This is a genomic window from Cellulosilyticum sp. ST5, from assembly GCF_046529625.1.
In the GTDB taxonomy this organism is placed as follows: Bacteria; Bacillota; Clostridia; order Lachnospirales; family Cellulosilyticaceae; genus Cellulosilyticum; species Cellulosilyticum lentocellum.
In genome coordinates, this window is sequence record NZ_CP132338.1 from 1,751,005 (window position 1) to 1,774,982 (window position 23,978).

22 protein-coding genes are annotated in these 23,978 nt (G+C 34.8%); 2 read left to right on the forward strand and 20 right to left on the reverse strand.

What is annotated here, in order from left to right; translation table 11 throughout:
- The first annotated feature begins 5 nt into the window (after positions 1-5).
- Together QTL86_RS08545 and QTL86_RS08550 are read left to right on the forward strand one after the other, a co-directional pair.
- A complete protein-coding gene (locus tag QTL86_RS08545; RefSeq protein WP_013656787.1) occupies positions 6-1,766 on the forward strand; it encodes an NFACT family protein in 1,761 nt (586 codons plus the stop codon).
- A gap of 225 nt (positions 1,767-1,991) precedes the next feature.
- Positions 1,992-3,380, forward strand: coding sequence for a citrate/2-methylcitrate synthase (locus QTL86_RS08550; RefSeq protein WP_127066374.1), 1,389 nt, complete (start codon positions 1,992-1,994; stop codon positions 3,378-3,380).
- Between the two features lie 236 nt (positions 3,381-3,616).
- Here QTL86_RS08550 and QTL86_RS08555 read toward each other — a convergent pair whose 3' ends face one another.
- From QTL86_RS08555 to QTL86_RS08650, 20 genes are all read right to left on the reverse strand, one after another.
- Entirely contained in the window at positions 3,617-7,162 is a 3,546-nt protein-coding gene (locus QTL86_RS08555) for a cellulase family glycosylhydrolase (RefSeq protein WP_410496977.1), read from the reverse strand.
- A gap of 269 nt (positions 7,163-7,431) precedes the next feature.
- Entirely contained in the window at positions 7,432-7,740 is a 309-nt protein-coding gene (locus QTL86_RS08560; protein WP_410496978.1) for a hypothetical protein, read from the reverse strand.
- Between the two features lie 214 nt (positions 7,741-7,954).
- Entirely contained in the window at positions 7,955-8,521 is a 567-nt protein-coding gene (locus QTL86_RS08565) for a flavin reductase family protein (RefSeq protein WP_410496979.1), read from the reverse strand.
- 199 nt (positions 8,522-8,720) lie between these two features.
- Positions 8,721-9,107: a hypothetical protein gene (locus QTL86_RS08570; protein WP_127066370.1), complete on the reverse strand. Its 387-nt coding sequence runs from the start codon at positions 9,105-9,107 to the stop codon at positions 8,721-8,723.
- 88 nt (positions 9,108-9,195) lie between these two features.
- Complete coding sequence (locus QTL86_RS08575; protein ID WP_013656780.1) at positions 9,196-9,711, reverse strand: GNAT family N-acetyltransferase; 516 nt, start codon at positions 9,709-9,711, stop codon at positions 9,196-9,198.
- Between the two features lie 353 nt (positions 9,712-10,064).
- Positions 10,065-10,391 carry a site-specific integrase gene (locus tag QTL86_RS08580; RefSeq protein ID WP_410496980.1) on the reverse strand — a complete coding sequence of 109 codons (327 nt, stop codon included), beginning with the start codon at positions 10,389-10,391 and terminating at the stop codon, positions 10,065-10,067.
- Between the two features lie 173 nt (positions 10,392-10,564).
- Positions 10,565-11,392: a sporulation transcription factor Spo0A gene (spo0A, locus tag QTL86_RS08585; protein ID WP_013656777.1), complete on the reverse strand. Its 828-nt coding sequence runs from the start codon at positions 11,390-11,392 to the stop codon at positions 10,565-10,567.
- A 117-nt stretch (positions 11,393-11,509) separates the two neighbouring features.
- Positions 11,510-12,796: a SpoIVB peptidase gene (gene spoIVB, locus QTL86_RS08590; RefSeq protein WP_127066367.1), complete on the reverse strand. Its 1,287-nt coding sequence runs from the start codon at positions 12,794-12,796 to the stop codon at positions 11,510-11,512.
- 215 nt (positions 12,797-13,011) lie between these two features.
- A complete protein-coding gene (gene recN / locus QTL86_RS08595; RefSeq protein ID WP_013656775.1) occupies positions 13,012-14,700 on the reverse strand; it encodes a DNA repair protein RecN in 1,689 nt (562 codons plus the stop codon).
- A gap of 18 nt (positions 14,701-14,718) precedes the next feature.
- Positions 14,719-15,171, reverse strand: a complete 453-nt coding sequence (argR, locus tag QTL86_RS08600; RefSeq protein WP_041713592.1) for an arginine repressor — start codon at positions 15,169-15,171, stop codon at positions 14,719-14,721.
- Positions 15,172-15,179: 8 nt separating this feature from the next.
- A complete protein-coding gene (locus QTL86_RS08605; RefSeq protein ID WP_190283305.1) occupies positions 15,180-16,037 on the reverse strand; it encodes an NAD(+)/NADH kinase in 858 nt (285 codons plus the stop codon).
- Between the two features lie 13 nt (positions 16,038-16,050).
- Positions 16,051-16,938: a TlyA family RNA methyltransferase gene (locus QTL86_RS08610; protein WP_243118586.1), complete on the reverse strand. Its 888-nt coding sequence runs from the start codon at positions 16,936-16,938 to the stop codon at positions 16,051-16,053.
- Positions 16,939-16,962: 24 nt separating this feature from the next.
- The gene (gene dxs / locus QTL86_RS08615) at positions 16,963-18,825 is read right to left on the reverse strand and encodes a 1-deoxy-D-xylulose-5-phosphate synthase (protein ID WP_127066365.1); all 1,863 of its coding nucleotides are present in this window, start codon (positions 18,823-18,825) and stop codon (positions 16,963-16,965) included.
- 105 nt (positions 18,826-18,930) lie between these two features.
- On the reverse strand, positions 18,931-19,506 hold the full coding sequence (locus QTL86_RS08620) for a hypothetical protein (RefSeq protein WP_013656770.1): 576 nt from the start codon (positions 19,504-19,506) through the stop codon (positions 18,931-18,933).
- Positions 19,507-20,225: 719 nt separating this feature from the next.
- Positions 20,226-20,672 (reverse strand): divergent PAP2 family protein, encoded by a 447-nt coding sequence (locus QTL86_RS08625; protein WP_013656769.1) that lies wholly within the window; start codon positions 20,670-20,672, stop codon positions 20,226-20,228.
- Between the two features lie 10 nt (positions 20,673-20,682).
- On the reverse strand, positions 20,683-21,558 hold the full coding sequence (locus QTL86_RS08630; protein WP_013656768.1) for a polyprenyl synthetase family protein: 876 nt from the start codon (positions 21,556-21,558) through the stop codon (positions 20,683-20,685).
- Positions 21,558-21,782, reverse strand: a complete 225-nt coding sequence (gene xseB, locus QTL86_RS08635) for an exodeoxyribonuclease VII small subunit (RefSeq protein WP_013656767.1) — start codon at positions 21,780-21,782, stop codon at positions 21,558-21,560. The genes QTL86_RS08630 and xseB overlap by 1 nt, the downstream gene beginning before the upstream one ends.
- Positions 21,754-22,983 (reverse strand): exodeoxyribonuclease VII large subunit, encoded by a 1,230-nt coding sequence (xseA, locus tag QTL86_RS08640; protein ID WP_013656766.1) that lies wholly within the window; start codon positions 22,981-22,983, stop codon positions 21,754-21,756. Before xseA ends, xseB begins: the two co-directional genes overlap by 29 nt.
- Before the next feature lie 3 nt (positions 22,984-22,986).
- Entirely contained in the window at positions 22,987-23,406 is a 420-nt protein-coding gene (gene nusB, locus QTL86_RS08645) for a transcription antitermination factor NusB (RefSeq protein ID WP_013656765.1), read from the reverse strand.
- A gap of 59 nt (positions 23,407-23,465) precedes the next feature.
- A complete protein-coding gene (locus QTL86_RS08650) occupies positions 23,466-23,849 on the reverse strand; it encodes an Asp23/Gls24 family envelope stress response protein (RefSeq protein ID WP_013656764.1) in 384 nt (127 codons plus the stop codon).
- Between the last annotated feature and the right edge of the window lie 129 nt (positions 23,850-23,978).

Consider the following 23,978-nt stretch of genomic DNA (forward strand, 5'->3'; position numbering starts at 1 on the left):
CAAATATGGCATTAGATGGTCTCGTTTTAGCTAATATTGTACATGAATTAAAAGATGTACTTATTGGTGGACGCATTGATAAAATATATCAAATTGAAAAAGAAGATATCCTTTTTACTATTAGAAATAATGGAAATGTTTATAAATTACTTTTAACAGCAAATAGCAACTATCCTCGCGTACATCTTTCTACCCTTGCAAAAAATCCTTCCCAAGATCCCCCTATGTTTTGTATGCTCCTACGTAAACATCTAGGTGGTGGGAGATTACTCGATATTGTTCAACCTGATTTAGAACGTATTGTAGAATTTCATATTGAGGCTACTAATGAGCTTGGAGATAAGGAAACTAAAAAACTTATTATTGAAATTATGGGGAGACACAGTAATATCATCTTGACTAAGGAAGATCATCTCATTTTGGATAGTATTAAACATATATCAAATGACAAAAGTAGTGTTAGAGAAATCCTTCCTAATCGTGTTTATCAAAGACCTCCGAGTCAAGATAAACTTAACCCACTTCATATTTCAGAAGCAAACTTTATAGAAAAACTTAAAACCAGTGATTTGCCCTTATTTAAAAGTCTTTATATGAACTTTAATGGGCTTAGTCCTATGATTTGCCATGAAATCTGTCATACAGCTGGCGTAGATGATGAAGCTTCTACACATACAACTTCACATGAGCATTACACAAAGCTTTTTACAAGCTTCGTCAATATTTTGGAACCCATTGACTCAGGGCATTTTAGACCCACCCTATATCAAAACACTTCAGAAATACCTGAAGATTTCTATTGTTTACCGGTGTCCCTTTATAAGGAGCTAGAAGCTAAAGCTTATCCTAGCATGAGTGAACTATTAGAATACTACTTCTTTGAAAAAAGTACACGATTTAATGTAGCTCAAAAAACAGCCGATATCAAAAAGCTTATTCATACTTTTATAGACCGTAGCGTTCGAAAAAAGGCTATTCAAGAAAAAGCTTTAGAAGAATGTACGCATAAAGAGCTTTATAAAATTTATGGTGAACTCCTAACAGCTTATGCGCATCAAATTCCAGCAGAAGCCGATAGCTTTACTACTTTAAATTATTATACTGAACCTTACGAAGAGATTACTATTCCTCTTGAAATAAATAAAACAGCTATTCAAAATGCTCAAGCTTATTTTAAACTCTATAATAAAGCTAAACGTACAGAAATAGCTGCTACAGAGCAACTTATTAGTATCGAAGAGGATCTTCAGTATTTAGCTTCTGTTCTGCTTTCTCTAGATTTACTAGAGACCAAAGAAGATATTGCAGAACTTAGAACAGAGCTAGTACAGATGGGCTATTTAAAAAAGAAAAAAAATACTAAGAAAGAAAATCGTTCAAAGAAAAGCTTACCTTACCTACATTTTAAATCTTCTAAAGGTCATGATATTTACGTAGGAAAAAACAACTATCAAAATGATGAGCTCACAATGAAATTTGCGAAAACAAATGATCTATGGCTTCATATTAAGGATGGCCCAGGCTCCCATGTTATCGTGAAGTACTTAGAAAGTAGCCCGATAGATGATGAAGTCATCTTAGAAGCTGCTACTTTAGCTGCTTACTATAGCAGCGGTAAAATGTCTAGTCATGTCCCTATTGACTATACATTCCGTAAAAATGTAAAAAAGGTACCTAATGCAAAGCCTGGAATGGTCATTTATACACAATTTAAAACGCTATACGTTACTCCTACAGAGGCTTTTATCAAAAAACTTTTACCTTAAAATAGTTAGCTTTATAAAAGGACTTCTTGACTCACTATCTAGAGTTAAAAAGTCCTTTTCTTCATTTTATCGACATTTCAAAGGTTTAAGATTTATTAATTATCTAATTTTATATCATTAACCATTATTTTGTATATTTTGCTGAATTATTGATTAATTGCAGTTTATATGGTAAATTAATCATATTAGTTTAATATATTGAAATATGTAGATAAAGGAAAGGTGATGCGAATGCAAGAAAACAAAGAACTTAGAGAGCAATTAAAAACTTTAACTGAAATGTGTGAAATGAGTAGTATAATTGATCCTGAATTATTTAGTAAATACTCCGTCAAAAGAGGTCTTCGCGATTTAGATGGACGTGGTGTACTTGTAGGACTTACTGAAATTGGTGAAGTACATTCCTATATCGTAGATGATAATGAGATGATTCCTGTTCCAGGTCAATTACGCTATCGCGGTATTAATGTAGAACAAATTACTAAGGGATATCTAAAAGATAAACGATTTGGTTTTGAAGAAACCACCTATCTTTTACTTTTTGGTCATCTTCCTAACGAAGAAGAACTTAAAAGTTTCGAAAGTCTCTTAGGTAGTTATCGTGATCTACCTGATAACTTCTTTAATGATATGATTCTAAAGGCCCCTACTAAGGATATTATGAATTCTTTAGCACGTAGTGTTCTAGCTCTATATAGCTACGATGATGAAGCTGACAATACCTCAACTTATAATGTTCTTAGACAATGCTTGTCTTTAATTTCACGTTTTCCAACGCTCGCTGTCTATGGCTACCAAGCATATGCCCATTCTCATCTTGGTCAAAGCCTTTACGTTCATTCACCTAAACCAGAACTAAGCACTGCAGAAAATATTCTTCATATGCTTAGACCAGATTGTAAATACACTCATCTTGAAGCTACTCTTTTAGACCTAGCCCTCATTTTACATGCTGAACATGGTGGTGGTAACAACTCATCCTTTACCACTCACTTAGTAACTTCTTCTGGAACAGACACCTATTCTGTTATGGCTGCTGCCCTTGGCTCTCTTAAAGGACCAAAACATGGTGGCGCTAATATCAAGGTTGTACATATGTTCGAGGACATGAAGACGCAAATTAAAGACTGGACAGATGACGCTGCTATTGAAGATTATCTTGGTAAATTACTTAATAAACAGGCCTTTGATAAAGCAGGTCTTATTTACGGCATTGGTCATGCTGTGTATTCTATTTCGGATCCACGTGCTATTATTCTAAAAGAATATGCAGAAAAACTAGCACATGAAAAAGGATTAGATGATGAATACCACTTCTATACTAAAATTGAAGCCTTAGCCCCTCAAGTCATTGCGCGTGAACGCAAAATGTATAAGGGCGTCAGCGCTAACGTAGATTTCTACTCCGGATTCGTTTATAATATGTTAGGCTTGCCTCTTGAACTTTACACTCCTATCTTTGCCATTGCACGTATTTCTGGCTGGAGTGCTCACCGTATCGAAGAACTTGTTAATAGAGGTAAAATTATCCGTCCTGCTTATAAAAGTGTTGCAAAGCATACGGAATATATTCCTCTCCATGAACGTTCCGATATAGAAGAAGCTGCTAAATAGTCATCTCTATCTAAAAGGGAATACTACTAACTCGTATTTAACTAGTTGGCAGTATTCCCTTTTGTTATACAATGACCTAAATATTCTACTGCTATAACATTAATAGCTCATGTTTTGAATCTAATCTTTCTCAGCTTATACCTTCTTTCTATTGACCTACTCATTATTATCCCTAAAAGTATAAAAAAGTCATGCACCTAGATAATAAGCACATGACCTTTTTATACTACCTTAGATTAATAACTAAGTTGTATCATCTCAAAGGAATGAGGTTCTGCTGACATATCAGCTACTGTTGCAGTAAAGCCAAGGCTAATCGTTTCCCCTGGTGCAATACTTGCATTGTATCCTTTATTTTTCACGCAATAACTTATTCCTTGACCTTTACTAACTTCACCATTCCACAGCTGAGTAATCTCTCCATCAAATTCAAATACCACTTGCCAATCTTCTATATTTGTACTTGATTGATTGGTTATTTTAATTTCTCCTGTCATTTGATTATCCCAACTATTCGTTTTATTAAATACTATTTCATAATGAGCTATCTCACTTATCTTTTGTGTACTTAATACATGGTATTTACTTGGCTCACTTACACTTTCTTTTCCTTCTGCTACAAAACCTATTTTTACACTTTCTCCTGCTATTAAATCCTGATTCCATCCTGAGTTTTTGATAACATAACGGTTTCCTTCATGGCTTTCAATAGTAGCATTCCATATAGTCGTTATTTCACCAGGATACTCAAAACTTATAATCCAATTATGAAGGGTTTCACTGCTTATATTGGTTAAAATCAATTCGCCATTTGATCCATCTTGCCATTTTCCATTAAAAGTTATTTCTCCTTTAATAGGGCTTTGAATAATCATTACTTTTGTCACCTTTAGTGCAGCACCTGTATCACCTACATACATCATATTAAGGCATGGTAAATCCTCATTATATTCGTTATAATTAGGCATCTGCGCACTATACGCTGCAATCATATCTTCATAGTCAAAATAAGCAACGCCATCTTTCACTTCATTAGGTGCAATCTTCACCCAGTTAGGTCCACCTGACCAACTTTGTAATATTAATTCTGGAGCATTCTGGCTTTCATAAGTCACGGCGATTTGACTATTATCTATTAAATCGCTCAACATAAAATCTGTATCAGGTTTAAAATTCAAAGCTTGTCCCCACGTCCCATTAGATGTTGCCTTTCCTTTAAAAATCACTAATGGATTAAATTCTTCATCAGTTGCTGGGTTATTATATCCTTCAAATATAGCATCTACAATCTCTGGAAATACCCATTCGAGTGTTCTTCTATTAAAAATTCCCATAGCATCATTACTATAAGCTCTCCATGCACCGTTATCCCACCAAATACATGGCACGCCATATTTAGCAGCGATACTTACATAGTCTTTAGCATGTGCCACACGAGCTTCTAGATTATCTTTATTAGTTGAGGCAAATTCACCCATTACAACAGGTATCCCCTTTTGAATAAATGTCTTATCCACTAAGCTAAATATATTTTCAAGAGCACGTTTATCTTGTGTACTCCATGTCGTTTGACTTGTTTCTGATGTATCCATAGCAAAACTATAAGGTGAATACGCATGTACTGAAACTGCTAAATGATCATCTCCCTCTGGTATTTTTATTGCTGCAATACATTTAGAATCTGAGGAAGCTGCATATCCTGGAAGCATCACTAATCTTTCTTTATTGTTACCACCACTTTTTCTAATTGTTTCTATACAAGCAGCATTATAAGCATTAACGACCTCATATGCTTCTTCATATCCTGTCCAATTATCTCCATCCCGTGGCTCGTTCATGGTCTCAAATATTAAATAATCTCCATAATCCTTGAAACGTTCTGCAATCTGCTCCCATAGTCTCTTATATCCTTCAGTGCCCTTTTCTTGATTTTCTACATTAGCAACATTCCAGCCATAACTATGATGAATATTAATAATGGCATACATATCATTTGCAAGTGCATAATTAACAACAGTTTCTACACGATCCATGAATTCAGGATCAATAGTATAGTTTTCCCCTAAACTATCATCCCAACTAATAGGAATTCTAAGGGTTTTAAAGCCTGCTTTTGCTACTGCATCAATCATTTTCTTAGTAGTTTTTGGATTTCCCCAAGCTGTTTCTCCACCTAGAGATTCTAATGTATTTCCTAAATTCCATCCCATACCCATTTCTTCTACTAACTCAGTTGCTGTTAAATTTCTCATTTCCGTAGGATGTGTATAGTCAGGATCAAATTCTGGTCCATCATCTTCTTTAACTACCTTTGCATAATCCGTTAAGGTTAGTTTTACACTCATATCTGTAATAGCATTTAAATGACTTAAAAAATCAGTATCTAAATATTCTTTCAGCACAATAAAAGTAGCATTCCCCTGAATTCCCCAAGCTACTTCTTCAGCTAAATACTTCTCACTGTAGCTAGCTGGTTCAGGATGAATAATGACATCATTATACCCCTCAGCTTTAATAATCATTTCATCAATCGTTACGCCAACTATACTGCTCTCTCCACCTTTAATGCCTGCGTCTCCAAATTGGAAACCAAATACAGCTCCTTCATTAGACAAAGTAAATATACTTGAACCATCTGCAGCTATTGGAGAAAAGTGCAATTCTTGTTCTTCATTAAACTTCAAATTCGTACTAGCCGGTGCCATCCACTCCCAATTACCACCTTGATTCTGGGCATAAAACTGACAAAACACAGTCGTTTCTTCACCTTGCTCATAACTTGGTACTGTTACTTCTCCTTCTTTTTTAAGAACAATTTTTTTTACAACAAGTGGTGAACCTGTGTCCCCAATATGTATAACATTTAAATAGGGAAAAGCTTCATTATACTGTGCATAATCTTCTGTTCCTGCAGCATAAGCAGCTAAATAATCTTTATAACTAAAATAAGCCACCCCATTTGAAACTTTTGTTGGTGCTACCTTTGCCCAACTTGCTCCACCAGACCAACTTGCAAGTATAAGCTCTGGTTCTCTTTCACCTTCATAGGTTACAGCAATTTGTGTACCTAGTACTAACTGACTTACTTTAAAGTCTGTGCCTGCATTAAGAGAAACAGCTTGTCCCCAACTACCATCAGAACTAGCTTCGCCTTCGAAAAATATGACTTCATCAGTTGGTTCTTCTATCTCCTCTGTTTGTTTCGCTGTATAACTATAGCTATTTAAGGTGACTGTTGTTTGAATAGAGGTAATAGCCTGAAGATGTGCTAAAAAATCTTCTCCTAAATAGTCTTTTAAAGCTATTGTTGTTGCATTATCTGTAATACCCCATTCTACTTCTTTCGCTAAATAACTTTCATTAAATGTTTTTGGTTCTAAATCGATCACTAAATCCTCATATCCTGTTGCTTTGATTGTAATTGTATCAATTGAAATATCTACCTTACTACTATCTCCTACCTTTAAAGCACCATCTCCAAATTGTACTCCAAAAGCTGCAGTATCTGTTGCTGAAGAAAAAATACTTTCACCTTGTTCATCAATTGTACTTAAATCCAAAGTGATTGCTTCTCCTAGTACAAGATTTTCACTAGCAGTAGACATCCATTCCCAACTACCCTCTTGATTTTGAGCATAAAACTGGAAAAATACAGAGCTCCTTTCTCCTAGGTTAAGCGCATTGAGAGTCATTGCATTACCTGACACTATACTGCACATCATTACTAAAGAAGTCAACATAGCTGTCAATTTAGTGTATAAACTTTTCTTGTGCTTTTTCATAAAATTCCTCCTATCTATTTTGAATACTATTGTAAATTCATAGCCCCTAGTATTCAATAACAGATGATTTTATTGAGGGTTTTTATGACATATCCTGCTTTTTATAGCTTTATTTGAAAATATAACTTAAATCTTAATTCTAAATCAAGAACAAACCATATCATTTTTACTCGAAACTCCTTGAACATAAAAAATCTCCTCTGATTTTGGATTTTATCCCATTCAATAAATCAGAAGAGCTAATACATCGATATATGAGGTGACTTAATTTAACATCGTTCTATATTGTCCATTACTCCACTCATGTTCATCCATTCAATATAAAAAAACACTATTTTTATAAGTGAGTCCTCAACTTTAATTACCTTACTACTAAGACAACTTGTATTTCCTTTTACTATTTCCGTAGCCTCTTTAGTAATACCTTGAAGCATACTACTTGCCACAGTATTTGCCTGCTTCTCTTCTTCCTTGGCATAAATCTCTTGAAAAACACCAACTAAACCTATTAACCCATCATTCTGTACCGCTCCTAAATAATGATATTCTTCATCATAAATCTTAACCTTATTAACCATACCCTCAGCATTCTCTGAATAGGTACTCTCTAAAATATTGGAGTCTGCTTTTAGGGTATAGTCTAGTACCTCTTTTCCTACTTCTTCTACGCAAAGCTACCTTGCTTCATGGTAATATGGTATTTCTTTTTATTCTGTTTTCCAGCTCCATCATAAGCTAACTTTATTATTTCATACATCCCTATATTACTACATAACATCTTTTGTTAAATTCCTATTTTAAATGTTGTTGCCACTCACCCATCTCTCCTAATTTTTCTCCTATTGAAAAATAATTGTAAGGTGCATAAATAGCAGGTTTTAATTTCGTTAAATCGATTTTTTTCATATCCATATTTTCATATTCTTTATCAATCTGAATATTTTCTATTTCAGCCAAAAATAGATGAGCACCGTCAAGTTCAATTACTTTGTTTACTTTACATTCATATGTCCAATGGCATTCGTTAATCACAGGAACCTCTACGTATTCTCCCCATTTATAGCCATAAGACAAATCATTTTTTTCTTTTTCTTCGCCGGTTGTAGTACCAAAATAATCAGCAATCCAAAGATTATCCTCAGTAATCATATTGGCTGAAAATTTCTTCTCACGAAGTATATTTGTCTTAGTTAGTTTACTTCCACCTATGGTCATCATTAAGTGTGGTGTTTTATCAAAAGAAAATCCTAACCAAGTAATAATGCAAAAATTAGGTGTACCATTCTCGTTTTTTGATCCTATTATGTACATTGGTTGTGGGCTAAATACCCAATCAGGTTTAATATTCATCTTTTCCATAATAAACTCCATTTAATCAAATTCAAATTTATAAGTCTATAAATATCTAATTTTCTCTTAAAAATCTCCTTAACATTTAACTGAACAAATCATGCTTTAATCCTATATTACCAATCTGCAAGTTACACACTCTACAAAGCACAGTTAAATTATCAATTCATCCTATTAACTTCAAAATTAATAAATAAATTGAAATTTACTAATGTAAAACTCGTTCCCACTCATTTGTTTCACTATTTTTCTGTAGCATCATTTGAAATTTTCCTCCAGATCGATTAAAGTAAATTGCATCACATTCCGGAAAAAGATTCATTGTAATCCTATTTCCACCAGAAGGAGTGTTTCTCCCTCTATTTGATGAATAGAAAGTCAAATACAAACAGCTTCTATCTTGCTTTGTCGAATATCTTCCAATGTATCCCATTGAACTAGCAACTCCGACTTCCATGTCTATTTGGGTTCCATCATCTGCCACTGTATACTCTCCCAAAAATACATCTGTCCTTTGGATAAAACTACTAATGACCAAATAAATTACCACCAATGCAGTAATCACTGTAAGAGATATAGTAACTTTCCTCTTCATTCAAAACCCTCCAATTTCTGATTTATCAATCCACCACACTACTATCACCAATCTGCAGTTACACACCCTACAAAATACATTAATATTATCAATTTAAATTACTCTTTTTAATTCTTACATAATATTTGTTTTCATCTTCGTGATGAATATAGCCACCATTATTTAACATTACATGTAATGATGCTGGATTATCTTTATTTACTCTTAAATAAATTTCATCTTCCGGAATAATTTTTTTCGCTACCTGTAAGGCCAAACGAAGCCCCTCTGTGCAGTATCCCTTTCCCCTATACTTATCGCTAATATAATATCCTATATGACCAGCTCCTCTTCTCAATGTCTCACATAAATAATGGCGTATGCGAAATTGACCAATAATTTCACCTTTATTCCAAAGGAATAGATAAGTCTCTGGAACGTATCCTATTGGTAGATTGTCTCCTCTTGAGTAAGCAATCATTGTTTTCAATGCCTTTTCTTTAAATTCTTCCTGCAAAATGCCACTCCATTCATTGGTAAATCCATTCTCATCTACAGGTATGTCTCGAACAAACAAGTACTCATTTTCTATATCTTCAAAGTTTGCCTCTTTCAAATACAACATTCTCAATCACTCCTATAAATTCTAGCAAATTTTCACTAGTAATGCCCTTCCACTTACACCAACATCTCTCACAATAAGGATGTTCTTTTACTATTCTATTTCTTAATTTCTGCCAAACGTATGATGAGTAAAATTTACGTTTCTCAGGTGAAATATTTGTGTTAAATTTAATGCCATTTCTACAAGTACGCGTTTTGTTATATTCAATTGTCTTACCACATTTACTGTATATTTTTTTCATATGTATCCTTATTCTAAATATTATAACAAGTATATTTAATATTTCCAATATTTTTATATTTACCCATAAAAATTACTCCCAACATTTCTGTTAAGGACTCATCTTGGGAGTGTTAATGACTTACATCTATATCTTGTAAATTCATTTCATTTGAAAAATAAACCATTCTATCTTTTCTACCTTTTGTATTTTGTGCTGGAAGGAAGCTAACTCTTTTCACTAAATCAATGTCCTCCGTTTTAATAAAAAGACATTCTGAAATTCTCATTCCTGTATCCATTAATAGATTAGTTATTACATAATCTCTATATTCTACATACTTGGATAAATCAAATAACCTTAAGCTCTGCTCATAGGACTTAATGGTTTTTACTGATAGCCCCTTTGTTTTACAATATACTAAATAGTCTTCAATCTGAAAGAAAAACTCATTAAACATGCAAAAATCCTCCTAATTTATGGCAATCGTTCTAACCAATAAATTAAAAGGATTTATAGCTTTTATCTTAAGAAATTTATAGGGGTAAAACCCCAAAAATCAGCAAATAGTGCAATAAACATATGAAAATGTAACTATTTGCGAATCAATGCAAACCCTTGCTCCCCAAAGTTTTAACCCACCTGCATCTCTAATCTTAGCCTATCAGCGATAAGTGCAATAAATTCGCTATTAGTGGGTTTGCCTTTGCCGTTGTTTACTGTATAACCAAAGAGTTTATCAATGGTATCCATTTTACCACGGCTCCATGCTACTTCGATTGCATGACGAATCGCACGTTCTACACGACTTGGTGTCGTATTGTATTGTTTTGCAATATTAGGATATAGTTGCTTGGTAATAGAATTAAGAATTTCCATATCATTAATAACCATAATGATAGCATCTCTTAAATATTGATAGCCTTTAATATGTGCTGGTACACCAATTTCATGAATAACGCTGGTTACCTCTGTTTCTAGACTATGTGCTGTTGGCATGCCTTTTGATTTTGGAAGAAGCTGTCTTGAAGATGTTAATGTTGAAGTACTGTTTTTGCTAGCATTGCTACTAGATAATGCCATATTCTTAAGTTGACGAATACGATTAACTAAAGTCTCCATATCAAAAGGTTTAACAATATAATACTCTGCACCTAGAGCAAGTGCCCTCTCTGTAATTTTATCTTGTCCTACTGCTGAAAGCATGACAAATAATGGTCTTTTCTCAAGCTGCATAGAATCAACACGTTCTAATACACCAATTCCATCCAAATATGGCATAATAACATCTAAGATAACAATATCTGGTACCACCTCTTGAATCAACTTACAAGCTTCTTCTCCGTTGCCTGCTACATTTACAACTTCCATATCTTCTTGTCTATTGATAAATTCCATTAAGATATCAGAAAAATCTTTGTTGTCATCTGCTATCAATATTTTCATTTTTTGATCGAACAAAAGAAATCCCCCCAAACAATTATTTTTTTAATCTTGCGACTAAATGTATTATATTAAATATTTCCAAAAATTGCAATACCATTTTTTGTAATTTTTATTTTTATTTTACATATATTTCTATCTTTTTTCATTATTAAGCATATTCTCAATAAAAATTCCATAGCCTCTTGTAGGGTCTTGAATAAATACATGAGTCACTGCACCGATTAACTTTCCATCTTGTAAAATAGGACTTCCACTCATTCCTTGAACAATACCACTTGTTAGCTTTAAGAGCTCTTCATCTACAATCTTAATAACCATGCTTTTAGATGGCTCATTGCTGTATTTAGAAACCTTCTGAACTTCTACTTCATATTCTTTGACACCTGTGCCAGTTAAGTCAACTAAGATACTTGCTCTTCCTTCATGTACTTCATCTTGAAAAGCAATAGGTATAGCCTCACACACTTGCTTATTAAGCAGATTTTGTTTAACCTTACCATAAATCCCTAATGCACTATTTTGATCAATCTGGCCAATGATACTTTCTTTTTCATAGTCAATTACACCACTAATCTCTCCTGGTGTTCCCTTTTGTCCTTTTTTAATATGAGTAATCGATGCTTCCATCACTTCTCCATTTTTAACAGGAATTAAACGGTGCGTATCTGCATCTGTTATGCCATGTCCTAAAGCGCCAAAAGCACCAGTTTTAGGATGGATATACGTAATGGTTCCTATTCCTTGAGTACTATCTTTAATCCAAAGTCCAATTTTATATGTTTCTTCTGATTCTGAATAAATTGGCTCTATCTCAACCTCTTTCTCCGCTCCTTTTCTCATTAATTTCAGTTGTACTGGTCCTTCTTTATTCTCTTCTATATAATTTCTTAAATCCTCCTTTGTTTCTAACGCCTTTCCATTACAAGCTACAATTAAATCTCCTGTCTCAATAACACCTTTACAAGGTGAAACTTGCTCACCCTTAGCTTCAAATTCTCCTACACCTAATACTAAAATACCTGCTGTATTGACCTTAATGCCTACCACTTGACCACAAGGAATAAGCTCCTCATAGGGAATTGCTTCTACAGCTACAGTCTTAAGTGGAATGATTCCCAAAAAAGAGAGGGTAACATCTGCTCGTCCCTCATTCATCATAGTGACATATAACGGCTTATTTAAATCTACTGCTCCTCTTTCAACTAATCCATTTTTCGTATCTTTTATGATTAAACTGCCACCTTGCATAATATTGGCTTTTAAAGGAACATCGAAATTGAAAAGATGTTCTTCTCCTGCTATCATTCGAATTTCAGAGGGTAAATAAAAATAGGAGACAATTAAAGGTGTGCTTAACAAAAGGATTATCCCAGCTAAGACACCTATCCATAATATCGTTTTTCTCTTTTTATGTTTCATTTTTCCACTTCCTATGTTTTTTCGCTCTTACTCATAAAATATCCTTTTTTCAGGTCATTTATACAGTTAAACTATTTTTCATAGAAATTTGTTTTGAAAATGTAAAGCAAAAGTAGGATGTACAAAAATCCTAAAAGATTTTTATACATCCTACTTATTAGCTCCATCTAATCTATCTATTCATTTAATACTATCTATTTTGAAAGTTAAGCATTTTAAGCCAAATGCTCTTTATAAAGCGTGGCACGTGTTTTAATCTCTACTGCACTCTTAAGTGTACTTTCTGTTACAATGCCACCCATTAATCTACATAATTCCTCATGTATAGCAGTTTCCTTAAGTTCTTCTAAATGAGTAGTTGTACTAGCTTCTGATACCTGTTTTTCAATAAGAAAATGAATATCTCCCATAGCTGCAATCTGTGGTAAATGCGTAATACAAAGCACCTGTCTTGCTTTAGCAATAACAGCTAACTTTTCTGCTACTTTCTGAGCTGCAACTCCACTAATACCTGTATCAATTTCATCAAAAATAACGGTATTAATTGTATCTCCTAATACAAGTACTGTTTTAATCGCCAACATTACCCTAGAAATCTCTCCTCCTGATGCAATCTTAGATAAAGGATGTAAATCCTCACCTAGGTTCGTTCGGATTAAAAATTCAACATCATTTTGACCATAACTATTAAAGGTATCAAGATCATTAATAGCGACTTCAAATTTAGCATACGGCATTTGAAGATCATGAAGATGATTATCTATGGCGACTTCTATCTTACTTGCTATAGTACGCCTTTCCTTAGAAAGCTCTGCTCCTAGACGCTTTAATTCTTTTTCTAAAGAAGCTAATTCTTTTTCTAGGTTCTCTTTATTATGTTCACCAGCTTCTAATTCAGCTAATTCCTTTTCACATTCTGCTTTGTAAGCTAAAATCTCTTCAACAGAACTACCATATTTTTGTTTTAAACGATAAATTAAATCTAATCTATTTTGAGTTTCTAATAAAAGCTCTGGAGAATACTCTACTTGATCTGCAAAGCGTCTCATCTGATAAGTCGCATCTTGAAGTTCTGCCTGAATAGATAGAAATTGATCATATAGGGTTTTAATTTCTGTTGTAATATCACTAATATCTTGAAGTGCGTGAATAGCTTGTCCTAACAGTAAAGTAGCACTCGTTTCAGTCTCTCCATCTAAAAAATCATAAGATTTTTGACATTGCATCATAATTTTTTCGGCATGAGATAAAATGTCATATTGCTCTTTTAGATTTTCCTCTTCATCTTTTTTTAGCTTAGCACTTCCTATTTCATTAATTTGAAAAGACAGCATATCTTTTAATTGTAGTTTTTTACGATCATTATCTCCTATTTTTTGAATATCTGCTTTTACACTTTGCCAACGTTCGTAACATCTTCTATAAGCTTCCTTTTTTTGTGAAAAATCTTTCTCACCAAAGCTGTCTAAAAGACGAATATGACTAGCAATATCTAAAAGAGATTGGGGTTCATGCTGACCATGGACATCTATAAGTAAACTAGAAAGTTCCTTAACCATTTGTCTTGTTGCTACACTACCATTCACTTTATAAATCGTACGTCCAGACTGATAAATCACACGTTCTAATATAATTTCATTCGCTTCAACAGAAATTTCATGTTGTTTTAAGTATTCTATACCCATGCCTATTTGGTCTTCAAAACAAAGAGTAACACTTGCCATGTCTTCCCCTTTTCTGATGATCTGCTTTGAGCTACGATTGCCAATTGCAAATTGAATTGAATCGATAAGCATAGACTTTCCAGCGCCTGTTTCTCCTGTAAAGATATTTAGTTTAGGATCAAGATTAAGCTCTACTTCTTCTATAAGCGCTATGTTAGTGGCTTTTATATAAGTTAACATATTCGATTCCTCCTTGACTTAAGAATTCAGAATCTCTTTAAATTGATCAATAACAGCTTTGATATGATCTTCATGTTTTACTACACAAAAAATCGTATCATCTCCTGCTAATGTTCCTATAATTTCTTCCATATTAAAGGCATCTACAGCTGCTGCAACAGCATTGCCCATACCTACCAAGGTACGAATAACAATGGTATTACCTGCATAGTCAATACTCACAAAAGCATCTTTAAAAACACGAATCACTTTTTCTGATACTTGTTGCTCTACATTAGAAAGCGCTACATATTTTTGTCCACCTGCTTTTGTCGCCACTTTTGTTAATTTTAGTTCTCTAATATCTCTTGAAACAGTAGCTTGTGTAATATTAAAACCTTCATTTTTCAAAGCTTCTGCTAAATCCTCTTGTGTCTCAATTTCCGACTTCTGAATTAAGCTTAAAATTTTTGACTGTCTTTGTTCTTTCATTCCCATACCTATCTTCTCCTCTCTACGATTTTCTCTCGTAATATATCAAAAAATTTACGTTCAGACAATTTGATGAGCTTAGTGACTTGTGTTGCTCTTTCAATGTGCACCACATGTTGCGGTGTTAAGTACATTTTCAGCCTACCATCGATGCTAAGTGCCATATCCTTCGCTTCCTCTAATGTTGCAATCTGAATTGTATCATGATCCGAAAGAATAATAGATTTAGCATATAGGGTATGTGGACAGATAGGGGTTACCACATAAGTATTAGCATGAGGTACTAGAATTGGTCCCCCAGCAGAAAGATTATAAGCAGTAGAGCCTGTAGGTGATGATACAATCATACCGTCAGCAGGATAAATATCACACAATTCGTTATTAATACGAATTTCAAACTCCACTAAACGCGCAAAACTTCCTCTTGTTACATTAATATCGTTTAAAGCATGAAAAACATATTTTTCATCCTCTGGGCTTATAATAGTTGCTTTAAGCATCATACGCTCTTCTATTTCGTAAACCCCTTCTAAGAGCTTTTGCAATGACACTTCTATTTCTTGCGGTTCTATGTCTGCTAAAAATCCAAGACGTCCTAGGTTTACCCCTACAATAGGTATGTCTTTTATACTGGCAGCTTCTGCTACGCTTAAAATAGTACCATCTCCACCAATAACAATTAAGCTATCACAAATTTCATAAAGCTCCTTTTCACTTACAGCAATTGTATGTGCTTGTATATGCTCTGCTATATCCGGTGTTGTATATGCTGATAAATTATTTTTATTAAACCATGTTGCAATACGCTCCGTTACTTTTAAATCAGTATCCTTTAACCTATTAGGAATAATGCCTATATGCTTCATCCTATCCCCCCATTTATAAGCATTCATGCGATGCTTGTACTGTCTTCTTAATAATCCCTTCCTGATCTATTAATAAATCTTCACCTTGCTTTTTTAGGTGAATGAGATATTCGATATTACCTTCCGGTCCCTTAATAGGTGAAAAATCAAGACCTCTTATACCAAACCCAAGACTTTTACTATAGTTCCATACATGATGAATGACTTCTTCATGTACTTTAGCTTTTCGAACAACACCATGCTTTTCTACCTGTTCTCTGCCTGCTTCAAACTGAGGTTTTATGAGTGCCACAATTTCTGCTTCATCTTGCAATAAAGCTGTAATAGGTTCCAAAACTTTCGTTAATGAAATAAAGGAAACATCAATTGAACAAAAATCCACTTTTTCCTCTAAGCGCTCTCTAGTGAGATAACGAATATTCGTTTTCTCCATGCAAATGACTCTAGGGTCTTGTCTAAGCTTCCATGCAAACTGACCATAACCCACATCTACAGAATACACCTTTACAGCACCATTTTGTAACATACAATCTGTAAAGCCTCCTGTAGAAGCACCTACATCCATACATACTTTGCCTTCTAGAAGAAGATTAAAGCTTGTCATGGCCTTTTCTAACTTAAATCCACCTCGGCTCACGTATTTCATCTTTTCTCTCACTTCTATAGTACTGCTACGTTTAACTTTAAGACCAGGTTTATCTTCTCTTTGACCATTAACAAAAACGACACCTGCCATGATATAAGCTTTAGCACGTTCTCTTGACTCAGCTAGTTGTCTTTCTGCAATAAGTACATCTAATCTTTCCTTACTGTCTAAAAGCTTTTGGTCAATGACTACCTCTACAGTCTCAGCACTTAATGCTTCTTCTAGTGCTTTTTGTTCTCTTTCTTTTCCTTCCATCTATCTGCTCTCTTTCCCTTGTCATCATTTTAAATCATTTAAAATACGCTCACTAATTCCTTTGGCATCTAACTTTTCTCTTTCAAACAAAGCACTAACCTTACCATGAGGTACTAAACCACTTTCATGTGCAAAGCAGTGTCCCTTCATAGCTTTACTTGATAAAGCAAGTGTTGCAAATACTTTTTCACCAAAACCACCTTGTATTATACCATCTTCAAGTGTAAAGAGATAGTCATAGTCTTCAGCTAAAGCAACTATTTCTTCTTTTGGAAGTGGCTGAATGCAAGGTGCTTCTATAACTGCCAGCTCTACTCCTTGCATACTTAGTAGCTCTTTTACTTGTAAAGCGACTTCTACCATACGCCCTACAGCTAAGATAGCCATATTATTGCCTGCTTTTAAAGTTTTAAAACCAGTTGACGTATAATCATTAAAATACACTTGTTCTATGCAATTGCCACCTCTTGGATAACGAATAGCAACTGGCCCTTTAACATTTAAAGCGTATTTCATAGCTGCTGCCATTTCTCCTGGTGCCTTAGGCGCCAAAATAGTCATATTGGGCATACTGCTTAAAAATGCCATATCATAAAGACCATGATGCGTAGGTCCATCTTCACCTACTAATCCAGCTCTATCTACAGCAAAAATAACCGGTAAATTTTGAAGACAAACATCATGAAGAATTTGGTCATAAGCGCGCTGTAAAAATGAGGAGTACACAGCTACTACTGGCTTGTAACCTTCTGTTGCTAACCCTGCCGCAAAGGTGACAGCATGTTGCTCCGCAATACCCACGTCAAAGAAACGCTTTGGGTAAACCTTTGCAAAAGGTAATAAGCCTGTTCCCTCTGGCATAGCCGCTGTGATACCCACTAGCTTTTCTTCTTGATGTGCTAAATCCACCATAGCCTCACCAAAAGCTTCTGAAAATGTATAGTCTCCTGTTTTGCTAGCACCTTCACCGGTAGCAATACAAAACGGACCTACCCCATGATAGTGGCTAGGTTTACGTTCAGCAGCCAAATAACCTTTTCCTTTTTTTGTTTTCACATGAATCAGTAATGGCCCTTTCATTGCTTTTGCATTTTCAAATAAATCTATAAGTTCAGGTAACTTTTGCCCATCAACTGGACCAATATAAGTAAAACCTAATTGCTCAAATAGTGTATTTTGCATGACAAAGCTTTTCACACTTTCTTTAGTACGCTTAATAGTACTTACCATATGCTCACCTACTAAAGGTACCTTATGAAGAACATCTTCTACATCTTCTTTTGCCTTTAAATAGTCTTGACTTGAACGTAATTTATTAAGATACTTGCCAATTCCTCCCACATTTTTAGAAATGGACATTTCATTATCATTTAAAATGACAATTAAATTTGTATTTCCTCTACCTGCATTATTAAGTGCTTCAAAAGCCATCCCCCCTGTTAAAGCACCATCTCCAATAACAGCAACAACTTTATAATCCTCACCTTTTAAATCTCTGGCTTTGGCCATACCTAACGCTGCTGAAATAGAAGTTGAACTATGTCCTGTTTCAAATACGTCATGTGGACTTTCAACACGTTTTGGAAAGCCACTCATGCCATCTAATTGACGTAAAGTCCTAAAACCTTTTCTTCTTCCTGTTAAAAGCTTATGTACATAAGCTTGATGTCCTACATCCCAAATCAACTTATCTTTAGGAGATTCAAATACATAGTGAAGTGCAATAGTAAGTTCTACCACTCCTAAATTAGAGGCTAAATGTCCTCCTGTTTGAGAAAGTGATTGAATTAAAAAGCTTCGTATATCTTGAGCTAATTCTCCTAATTCATCTGTATTTAATTTTTTTACATCTTCTGGACTATGAATAGTCTTTAATGTGTCTAACATTCATTTTGCCTCTTTCTTTACGAAATCCTATCTGATTTTTTTTCATTAAATATACCCATTAAGCTTGTTTATTTAATAAAAAAGACAATCCAAGCAGATTGCCATTTACTTCTTTGTTCTTTTAAATAACTGTTTTGTATAGTACATTACAACGCCAGTATAATACACAATATATCTAGCTCTTGCAATAGCAAATCCTTTACCTAATGCTTTTCCCCCAACAGTAAGTGCTGCTACAAAGCCACTCATGGCAATAGATAACAAAATGGATTTAATGCCAAAACCTTTTTCAATTGCTAGTACAATAGCTGTTGCTGTACTGCCGGAAATAATACCAGCTATATCACCAATGACATCATTGAATAGATTGGCTACCATAGGTGCATTACGAATTAAAGTAATACTTTCTTTGGCTCCTTTTACTTTAGAAGCTGCCATAGAATGAAAGGTCGTTTCATCTACTGCTACTACAGCATTACCAATTCCATCAAAAAAAATGCCAATAATAATAATCCCTATGAGCATCAAAAATGCTATTAAAAGAGGTACGTCTGCTAATAAAACCTCAAATATATAACTAAACAACATCGCAATAGTAAATGTCATACCAATGATAAGTGCTAAAGTCTTTTTGCTTTGCTGACGTACTTTTACCATTTTAAATTTAATCTTCTTAGGCATTAAAACTGCTCCTTCATGGTCGACTCATCACCCACTTCTCAAAAATTGAGATGATAGTGTTTGTAAATTTTGTGGCATATAGTCTAGCAGGTTTTCCCAAGTCTCTACTCTTTTGTCGCCAAATGAGCGATTTCCCTTTAAAAAGACTTCTAAGCCTAGGGCTTAGCGCCAGATCGCCTTAAAAACCACACTGTAATCCAAACACTACCTTTTACAAACGGTCTAGGAGTTTTCCTCAAACAATCTATAATGTTCCTATCCTCTTTTGCGAATCAGGTTTCTATCCACAATCTAGGAAAGTTCTTCGGCCAAAGAACCCCCTAGTAAATGGATGTCCCCCTTCCTTCACTCAAGGAAGGCTACTCTGCCCACAGCTAACACCGCATGGCAGGTTTCATCCTAAGTCATACATTATCCCCATAGGGATAAGCACAAGCATAGGTCTCCACGGTAAGCGGGTCAACGCCCATATGCCCTTATGGATCGCCCACAAACCTTAACCCCCAGTATCAGCCCACAACGGGGCGTTACAAGCCAACACCAGGAACTTCATCGATATGCCCTTAAACGGATTTTTAGGCCCGTCTTCAAAACACAACAGATTGACTAGAATACCGCATCTCATTTTTTGAAAAGCGCGTCATCAGTCGCTTTCACTCATTATAACAACGTATACTTTATTTTTCAATCTTATTTCCATTTCATTTCCAAAGCATATTTTACATAAACGATAAAATGGCTATAACAAAACCTAATACGCCACCTGCTACTACTTGAAGCGGCGTATGTCCTAATATTTCTTTTAAACGTTCTTCTGGATTTAAATCTGGATTTTCAAGTACTTCGATAATTTGATTAATAACAGCTGCTTGTTTGCCGGCTTCTAAACGTACGTTTGCTGCATCATACATAACCACAAAGCTAACCACAGCTGCAATAGCGAAGTACGTGCTATCATATCCCCATACTTGTCCTGCACTTATGGCCAAACTCATCACAAAAGCACTATGAGAACTAGGCATTCCGCCTGAAGCCCAAAGCTTACTCCAGTCTAAACGATGTTCTTGTAATAAAGTAATAATAACCTTAAATAGCTGTGCAATAAACCAACTTACAATAGCCACCCACAAAATTTTGTTCTGCAAAAGCTGTTCAATAGGATTCATGTATCCACCCTCAATTTCTTCTCATTATAAGTTGCTGTGCTAAATCCTTTAGTAATTGGGTATCTCCATCTATTTGATCTAGAAGTCCAATTGCTTTTGTGGTTAACTCTTCTGCAATCTCATAACACTTTTCTATGGTATAAAAATTCAAGTACGTATTTTTGTGATTTTTTTCATCACTATTAATAGGTTTACCAAGTTCCTCTATTGTAGAAGTTTGATCTAAGATATCATCTACAATTTGAAAAACTTTACCTATGTATTTACCATACGCCTCTAACAAACTCACTTCTCTAGGTGAACCTCCTCCTAAAATAGCCCCCATTTTTGTGGCAGCCGAAATCAGTGCACCTGTCTTATTTAAATGAATAAGATCTAAAGTGTCTTGATCAATAGCTTTATTCTCACTTTCCATATCTAGGATTTGTCCACCTATCATTCCTGCTGAACCACTAGCCATACTCAGCACATGAATAGCACGTACCTTTTCCATACTATCACTTTTTAGTGCATCTTCTAGCATCAAGCAAAATGCGTCATTTAAAAGCGCATCCCCAGCTAAAATAGCTGTAGCTTCTCCAAATACTTTATGGTTCGTAAGCTTGCCCCTGCGATAGTCATCATCATCCATTGCAGGTAAATCATCATGAATGAGTGAATACGTATGAATCATTTCTATCCCACAAAGATAAGCATCTATTTCTGCTTTGCCACCGACAGCTTCATATGCTAATTGCATTAAGACTGGTCTAATGCGTTTTCCTCCTGCTAATAAACTATAGTTCATAGCTTTATATAGGTTTTCAAAAGGACCAGCTATGGTCGGAAAAACATGTTCAAGCTTTTCACTTACTTGTTTTGCATAATCAGAAAAAGTCTTTGCCATTAGTCTTCCCCCTCTTCAAGCTTTTTATAATGTGCTTCTTCATACACATATATTTCTTGCTCCGCTTTTTTGAGGACATCCATACAATAAGCAGCTAAATCCATACCTTTTTTATATTCTGCAATACTTTCTTCCAAAGTAATCTCGCCATTTTCTAAACGCTTAACACTTTCTTCTAACTCAGAGATTGCTTTTTCAAAGTTTTTTTCTGCTTTTCTTGCCATTTGAGTTCTCCTTTTCACACACTTTTGCCATAAATGTGCCATCTGTCACTGTAATACTTAATTCATCACCCTCACTAATGTCTGCTACCGATTTAACCAGCTGATTATCCTTCATAGCTAAACTATAACCTCTTTTTAGGGTATTAAGAGGTGATAATTGATCAAGTTTATGAATGGCTAATTCATAACGCCTTTCACTTTTTGTCAGATGATCCTTATAGGCGCCACGTAATTGATTACAATAATCTTCTACTTCTTGCATCCTTACTTTATAAAAGGTGTCTTTTTTTGCGTAAACTGGACGGCTTAATAAGTAGGTTAATTGATTTCTTGCTGCTTTTGTTCGTTCCTCCATTCGCTTTTTTAATGAACGCTCGTAGCTGCCAAGCAATTCTAGAAGTTCACTTTTAGAAGGAACCACCATTTCTGCCGCAGCAGAAGGTGTGGCAGCTCTTTTGTCACTTACAAAATCTGAAATAGTAAAATCTATCTCATGACCTACAGCCGAAACAATAGGGATTTTTGACTCAAAAATAGCTCTTGCCACAGCTTCTTCATTAAATGCCCATAAGTCTTCTATGGAACCACCACCACGGCCAAGTATAATAACATCTACTCTTTTTTCCTCATTTGCTAACCTAATAGCTGCCACAATTTCAGGAACAGCTAATTCACCTTGTACATGGGTAGGATAAATGGTTAATGGAATGCTGGGATTTCTTCTTTTTGCAACTTGCATAATATCTTTTACCGCTGCACCTGTTAAAGAAGTAATGACACCTACATGCTTAGGAAACGTAGGGATAGACTTTTTATAGGTGTCATCAAAAAGGCCTTCTTGCATCAGCTGTGCTTTTAGGCGCTCAAAACGCTCATACAGTAGTCCCTTTCCTTGCTTTTCCACATCCTGCACATAAGCTTGATAAGCTCCCGTTTTTTCATAGATGGTAATGCGTACCCTGGCATAGATTTTCATACCTTCTTCTAGTCTAAAGGTTAAACGTCTTACATCCCGCTCAAACATAACAGCATTAATGCTTGCTTTAGGATCCTTAATTGTAAAATACACATGGCCAGACTGATGGTATTTGCAATTAGAGATTTCACCTTGTATCCAAATATCATTTAACATGTAGTCTTCCTCAATAAGCCTACTTACATATTGATTCACTTCCCACACCGATACAATTTTTCTCTTCATTATTTACGCCTCATTTGCCTGAGTTACACTTCCTAGAACACCATTAATAAATTTAGGTGACTTATCCGTACTATAAATCTTTGCAATCTCTACTGCTTCATTAACAGCTACCTTAACAGGTACATCTGTATATTGCAGCTCAAAAATAGCTAAACGCAAAATACTAAGGTCAACTTTAGCAATTCGAGCCATTGACCAATTTTTAGCTGCTCCCGCAATAAGCGCATCTATTTCTTTAACGTGTTCATAAACACCAAAATAGGTGTCCTCAATAAACTTTACAATGGCTTTATTAGCACTTTTTTCTTTGCTGTCCATCGCATTTAACTGGTCGTATAAAATACGCTCTCTCTCCTCTTCTGGATGAAAAGTTCCCTCATATAGCATTTGCATAATGAGCTCTCTTGCATTACGTCTAGTCATTTTGTCCTCCTTATGAATAAAGCTAACCTCCGAGTGGAAGTCAGCTAACGTTACATGTTTTATGCTTCTTGTCCTTTGTCAAATTGTACGCCTACAACATGAACATTAACAGAAGCTACATTTAATCCAGTCATTGTTTCTACTGAATTTTTAACTTTTTGTTGTACTTCTAAACATAGTTTTTGAATTTTTGCGCCATATTTTACAATCACCGCAATATCAATGAAAACTTCTTCTTCGCCTACTTCTATTTTAACACCTTTGGGTTTTTTCTTACTACTAATAGCTTGTTGTACAAACTCTGCTTTAGTAGGAGCCGTAGCTTCAACACCATCTACCTCTAAAGTTGCGATTTCTGCGATTACTGCAATAACATCATCAGCAATTTGAACTTGATCCATATCATGAGTGGTTTCTAACCCAATAATTTTTTGCTCGTCCATATTTAAATACCTCCTATAGGTTATCATCTATCTTATGGTCTTATTATATACAAAAATGCCATAGCTTGCAATTTTATTTTATTTCTTCAGTAACAAATAGGAAAATATAGGAAAAGGCACTTGTTTCTT

Bases quoted from the DNA above. Each gene is read 5' to 3' on its own strand.
- QTL86_RS08545 (WP_013656787.1), top strand. From the start codon at position 6: ATGGCATTAGATGGTCTCGTTTTAGCTAATATTGTACATGAATTAAAA.
- QTL86_RS08550 (WP_127066374.1), top strand. From the start codon at position 1,992: ATGCGAATGCAAGAAAACAAAGAACTTAGAGAGCAATTAAAAACTTTA.
- QTL86_RS08555 (WP_410496977.1), bottom strand. From the start codon at position 7,162: ATGAAAAAGCACAAGAAAAGTTTATACACTAAATTGACAGCTATGTTG.
- QTL86_RS08560 (WP_410496978.1), bottom strand. From the start codon at position 7,740: ATGGTTAATAAGGTTAAGATTTATGATGAAGAATATCATTATTTAGGA.
- QTL86_RS08565 (WP_410496979.1), bottom strand. From the start codon at position 8,521: ATGGAAAAGATGAATATTAAACCTGATTGGGTATTTAGCCCACAACCA.
- QTL86_RS08570 (WP_127066370.1), bottom strand. From the start codon at position 9,107: ATGAAGAGGAAAGTTACTATATCTCTTACAGTGATTACTGCATTGGTG.
- QTL86_RS08575 (WP_013656780.1), bottom strand. From the start codon at position 9,711: ATGTTGTATTTGAAAGAGGCAAACTTTGAAGATATAGAAAATGAGTAC.
- QTL86_RS08580 (WP_410496980.1), bottom strand. From the start codon at position 10,391: ATGTTTAATGAGTTTTTCTTTCAGATTGAAGACTATTTAGTATATTGT.
- spoIVB (WP_127066367.1), bottom strand. From the start codon at position 12,796: ATGAAACATAAAAAGAGAAAAACGATATTATGGATAGGTGTCTTAGCT.
- recN (WP_013656775.1), bottom strand. From the start codon at position 14,700: ATGTTAACTTATATAAAAGCCACTAACATAGCGCTTATAGAAGAAGTA.
- argR (WP_041713592.1), bottom strand. From the start codon at position 15,171: ATGAAAGAACAAAGACAGTCAAAAATTTTAAGCTTAATTCAGAAGTCG.
- QTL86_RS08605 (WP_190283305.1), bottom strand. From the start codon at position 16,037: ATGAAGCATATAGGCATTATTCCTAATAGGTTAAAGGATACTGATTTA.
- QTL86_RS08610 (WP_243118586.1), bottom strand. From the start codon at position 16,938: ATGGAAGGAAAAGAAAGAGAACAAAAAGCACTAGAAGAAGCATTAAGT.
- dxs (WP_127066365.1), bottom strand. From the start codon at position 18,825: ATGTTAGACACATTAAAGACTATTCATAGTCCAGAAGATGTAAAAAAA.
- QTL86_RS08620 (WP_013656770.1), bottom strand. From the start codon at position 19,506: ATGCCTAAGAAGATTAAATTTAAAATGGTAAAAGTACGTCAGCAAAGC.
- QTL86_RS08625 (WP_013656769.1), bottom strand. From the start codon at position 20,672: ATGAATCCTATTGAACAGCTTTTGCAGAACAAAATTTTGTGGGTGGCT.
- QTL86_RS08630 (WP_013656768.1), bottom strand. From the start codon at position 21,558: ATGGCAAAGACTTTTTCTGATTATGCAAAACAAGTAAGTGAAAAGCTT.
- xseB (WP_013656767.1), bottom strand. From the start codon at position 21,782: ATGGCAAGAAAAGCAGAAAAAAACTTTGAAAAAGCAATCTCTGAGTTA.
- xseA (WP_013656766.1), bottom strand. From the start codon at position 22,983: ATGAAGAGAAAAATTGTATCGGTGTGGGAAGTGAATCAATATGTAAGT.
- nusB (WP_013656765.1), bottom strand. From the start codon at position 23,406: ATGACTAGACGTAATGCAAGAGAGCTCATTATGCAAATGCTATATGAG.
- QTL86_RS08650 (WP_013656764.1), bottom strand. From the start codon at position 23,849: ATGGACGAGCAAAAAATTATTGGGTTAGAAACCACTCATGATATGGAT.